Annotated in this window: 3 rRNA genes; all 3 read right to left on the bottom strand. The window is 53.2% G+C overall.

Annotated elements, in window-relative coordinates:
- Window positions 1–60: 60 nt before the first annotated feature.
- Window positions 61–176 (bottom strand): 5S ribosomal RNA (gene rrf, locus HMPREF1647_RS01695).
- Between the two features lie 114 nt (window positions 177–290).
- Window positions 291–3,227: ribosomal RNA gene (locus tag HMPREF1647_RS01690) — 23S ribosomal RNA — on the bottom strand.
- Window positions 3,228–3,468: 241 nt separating this feature from the next.
- Window positions 3,469–4,980: ribosomal RNA gene (locus HMPREF1647_RS01685) — 16S ribosomal RNA — on the bottom strand.
- Together the 16S, 23S and 5S rRNA genes form the textbook arrangement of a ribosomal RNA operon.
- Window positions 4,981–5,263 lie beyond the last annotated feature (283 nt).

Below are 5,263 nucleotides of genomic sequence, written 5' to 3'. Positions count from 1 at the left end.
CTACCAAAAAAGAGGACCTCACAAACGTGAGATCCTCTCGACATAAAAATGCCCCTTGTTGGTCAGCGACGTCCTGCTCTCCCACGGACTTACTCCGCAGTACCATCGGCGCTCGGGGGCTTAACTTCTGGGTTCGGAATGGGACCAGGTGTGCCTCCCCTGCCATGGTCGCTGACCAACAAGGGGTATTCTTGTTTCATGAGGGTTTTCTCACGTGCCCTGAGGGCCGCACAGTGTGACGTTAAATTCAAAGGCTTCAAAAATCACGCATCAGTTCAAAATATAGTAAAGAAAAGAAGAGCTCGACCGATTAGTAATGCTCGACTGAATGCCTTACAGCACTTACATCTGCATCCTATCAACCTCGTAGTCTACAAGGGGTCTTACCGAAAGGAAAACTCATCTTGGGATGGGCTTCCCGCTTAGATGCTTTCAGCGGTTATCCCGACCGGACTCAGCTACCGGGCAATGCTATTGGTTAACAACCCGTACACCGGAGGTCCGTCCACCCCGGTCCTCTCGTACTAGGGGCAGCCTCCCTCAATTTTCCTACGCCCACAGAGGATAGGGACCGAACTGTCTCACGACGTTCTGAACCCAGCTCGCGTACCGCTTTAAATGGCGAACAGCCATACCCTTGGGACCTGCTCCAGCCCCAGGATGCGATGAGCCGACATCGAGGTGCCAAACCTTCCCGTCGATGTGGACTCTTGGGGAAGATCAGCCTGTTATCCCCGGAGTACCTTTTGTCCGTTGAGCGACGGCCATACCACTCTGAGCCGCCGGATCACTAGAACCTGGTTTCCCATCTGCTCGGCTTGTAGGCCTCGCAGTCAAGCCTGCTTATGCTCTTGCACTCAAAAGGATGGTTGCCGACCATCCTGAGCAGACCTTACGTGCGCCTCCGTTACATTTTAGGAGGCGACCGCCCCAGTCAAACTACCCACCTGACACGGTCCTCACGCCGGATAACGGTCGCAAGTTAGGATGCCAGAACGTCGAGGGTGGTATTCCAAGGGTGACTCCCCAGAGACTGGCGTCCCTGGTTCAAAGTCTCCCACCTATCCTCTACACGACGAACCGGCAGCCAATGTCAAGCTGCAGTAAAGGTTCACGGGGTCTTTCCGTCCTTCTGCGGGTAAGTCGCATCTTCACGACTAGTGCAATTTCACCGGGTCTATGGTTGAGACAGCGTCCAAATCGTTACGCCTTTCGTGCAGGTCGGAACTTACCCGACAAGGAATTTCGCTACCTTAGGACCGTTATAGTTACGGCCGCCGTTTACCGGGGCTTAGATTCGCTGCTTCGCTAATGCTAACAACTCCTCGTGACCTTCCGGCACCGGGCAGGCGTCAGACCCTATACGTCGTCTTACGACTTCAGCAGAGTCCTGTGTTTTTGATAAACAGTCGCTTGGACCTATTTACTGTGACCGATCTTAGCTCGGGGAGTAAATCCCTTCACCGAAACCGGCACCCCTTCTCCCGAAGTTACGGGGCAATTTTGCCGAGTTCCTTAACCATAGTTCTCCCGATCGCCTTGGTATGCTCTACCCACCCACCTGTGTCGGTTTGCGGTACGGGCTCCTCAGAGCTCCCTAGAGGTTTTTCTTGGAAGTATGGGCTTACTAGCTTCACTCAATTGCTTCGTCCGACACCTCAGCCACATGAGAAGCGCATTTCACTACTTCTCAGCCTACGTGCCATCACGGGGACGTCCAGAACCCCGCCTAGCTACCCTGCTCCGTCACCCCATTGGTGATAACGCTCTTTTGGAGGGACAGGAATTTCTACCTGTTGTGCATCGACTACGCCTTCCGGCCTTGCCTTAGCTCCCGCCTAACCCTGGGAGGATTAGCCTTGCCCAGGAAACCTTGGGTTTACGGCGGACATGTTTTTTACATGTCTCTCGTTACTCATGCCAGCATTCTCACTTCTGGACAGTCCACAGTTGGTTATCCAACTGCTTCAACCCGTACAGAAAGCTCTCCTACCACCAGTACAAAGTACTGATCCGCCGCTTCGGTACAATGCTTAGCCCCGTATATTGTCGGCGCATGTCCACTCGACCAGTGAGCTATTACGCACTCTTTAAATGAATGGCTGCTTCTAAGCCAACATCCTGGTTGTCTGAGCAAACGCACATCCTTTGCCACTTAGCATTGATTTTGGGACCTTAGCGGGCGGTCTGGGCTGTTTCCCTTTCGAATACACAGCTTAGCCCACATATTCTGACTCCCGGATTCTAGACCAATGGTATTCGGAGTTTGATTAATCTTGGTAGGCGGTGAAGCCCCCGCAACTATTCAGTGCTCTACCCCCATTGGTAAACATCCGAGGCTAGCCCTAAAGCTATTTCGGAGAGAACGAGATATCTCCAGGTTTGATAGGCCTTTCACTCCTATCCACAAGTCATCCCCTCAGTTTTCAACCTAAGTGGGTTCGGCCCTCCACGGGGTCTTACCCCCGCTTCAGCCTGCTCATGGATAGCTCACCTGGCTTCGCGTCTACGGTATGCGACTCACTCGCCCTATTCAGACTCGCTTTCGCTGCGGCTCGCTTTTTAGCTTAACCTTGCCACATGCCGTAACTCGCTGGCTCATTCTACAAAAGGCACGCCGTCACAGACAAAAGTCTGCTCCGACTGCTTGTAGGCAAACGGTTTCAGGTACTATTTCACTCCCCGCTAGGGGTGCTTTTCACCTTTCCCTCACGGTACTGGTTCACTATCGGTCACAAGAGAGTATTTAGGATTGGAGGGTGGACCCCCCAGGTTCCCACCGGGTTTCACGTGTCCGGCAGTACTCAGGTGCCACTCGGGAGTCTTCGCAGATTCGCGTACGGGGCTTTTACCCTGTCTCGCCAGCTTTTCCAAGCTATTCTGCTTCCACGAAGTTTTGTAACTCCACAATGAATGGTCCTACAACCCCGCCAGCGCTTGCGCAACTGACGGTTTGTCCTATATCCCCGTTCGCTCGCCACTACTAGGGGAATCTCGTTTGATTTCTCTTCCTCGGGGTACTTAGATGTTTCAGTTCCCCCGGTTACCTCTATCCTGCCTATATATTCAGCAGGAAGTACCAAGAAATGACTCTTGGTGGGTTTACCCATTCGGAAATCCACGGGTCACAGGATATGTGCTCCTTACCGTGGCTTATCGCAGCTTATCACGTCCTTCATCGGCTTCTTGTGCCAAGGCATCCACCGTTTGCCCTTACCATCTTCTTTTCGATGGTTTGAACATACTTTTTGCACTTTGATAATTACTTATCAAATGCGATCAGATGCGATCTTCTTGAAGAAAATCGAATTTTTGTTTGTCACACTATGCAGCTCTCAAGGTACGCGAGGGCGAACCCTCGAGACCGAATACTGCGCACTTTCGTGCAACAAAGACATCAACGGGAAAGACGGGAACTACTCGTCAAAAAAGTTAGTGTTATCTCTTCTAAAGAGGGTATCTCCCTAGAAAGGAGGTGATCCAGCCGCACCTTCCGGTACGGCTACCTTGTTACGACTTCACCCCCCTTACCAACCACACCTTCGGCGTCTCCCTCCTAAAAGGTTAGGCCGACGACTTCGGGTGCAATCGACTCGGGTGGTGTGACGGGCGGTGTGTACAAGGCCCGGGAACGCATTCACCGCGGCGTGCTGATCCGCGATTACTAGCAACTCCGACTTCATGGAGGCGGGTTGCAGCCTCCAATCCGAACTGGGACCGGCTTTAGGGATTCGCTCACCCTCGCGGGTTGGCAGCCCATTGTGCCGGCCATTGTAGCACGTGTGTAGCCCAGGACATAAGGGGCATGATGACTTGACGTCGTCCCCACCTTCCTCCGGCTTGACGCCGGCGGTCTCGTATGGGTGCCCGGCCTAACCGCTGGCAACATACGACGAGGGTTGCGCTCGTTGCAGGACTTAACCTAACATCTCACGACACGAGCTGACGACAGCCATGCACCACCTGTTTAGGCTCCTTTCGGCCACGACGTTTCCGCCGCTTCACCTAAATGTCAAGCCCTGGTAAGGTTCTTCGCGTTGCTTCGAATTAAACCACATGCTCCGCTGCTTGTGCGGGCCCCCGTCAATTCCTTTGAGTTTTAGCCTTGCGGCCGTACTCCCCAGGCGGGACACTTAATGCGTTAGCTGCGGCACGGAAGAAATATTCCCCCACACCTAGTGTCCATCGTTTACGGCTAGGACTACCAGGGTATCTAATCCTGTTTGCTCCCCTAGCTTTCGCTCCTCAGCGTCAGTTATGGCCCAGAAGGCCGCCTTCGCCACTGGTGTTCTTCCTAATATCTGCGCATTCCACCGCTACACTAGGAATTCCACCTTCCCCTACCAAACTCAAGTCTGCCGGTATCGGGAGCGAACGGGGGTTGAGCCCCCGGATTTAACTCCCGACCTAACAGACCGCCTACGAGCGCTTTACGCCCAATGAATCCGGATAACGCTTGCCCCCTACGTATTACCGCGGCTGCTGGCACGTAGTTAGCCGGGGCTTCTTCTGCAGGTACCGTCACTTTCGCCTCGTCCCTGCTGAAAGCGGTTTACAACCCGAAGGCCTTCATCCCGCACGCGGCGTCGCTGCATCAGGCTTTCGCCCATTGTGCAAGATTCCCCACTGCTGCCTCCCGTAGGAGTCTGGGCCGTGTCTCAGTCCCAATCTGGCTGGTCGGTCTCTCAACCCAGCTACCCATCATTGCCTTGGTAGGCCGTTACCCCACCAACAAGCTAACAGGCCGCGGGCCCATCCCTCTCCGCCGGAGCTTTCTCGAGTCTTTCATGCGAAAGTCTCGAAGTATTCGGTATTATCCACGGTTTCCCGTGGCTATCCCAATGAGAGGGGCAGGTTGCCCACGTGTTACTCAGCCGTTCGCCACTTTATACACACCCGAAGGTGCTTTAATCGTTCGACTTGCATGTGTTAGGCGCGCCGCCAGCGTTCATCCTGAGCCAGGATCGAACTCTCCATTCAAAATTTAACTGACTAAAAGTCAGTACAATTTAAGGTTGAGTTGAATCCACGTCTCTAAAATCCCGCTGATCTCGGATTCGCTGAAATTATGAATTGACTATTGAACAAAATGTTCAAATTCGAATTTCGCTTGTCTGTCTTTGCTGATCTTTCGATCGCAGTATCCGGTTTTCAAGGTTCGCTGCGCTGCGATTTCACATTGCGTGGTGCGCGGCGCGGGGATTAACTATACGCACTTACGACTCGTTTGTGAAGAAGATTTTGTATCTTCTTAATTCCTCCA

The organism is Lancefieldella parvula DNF00906 (assembly GCF_000758945.1).
Taxonomy (GTDB): Bacteria; Actinomycetota; Coriobacteriia; order Coriobacteriales; family Atopobiaceae; genus Lancefieldella; species Lancefieldella parvula_C.
This window is presented reverse-complemented; position numbering and strand designations above follow the sequence as displayed.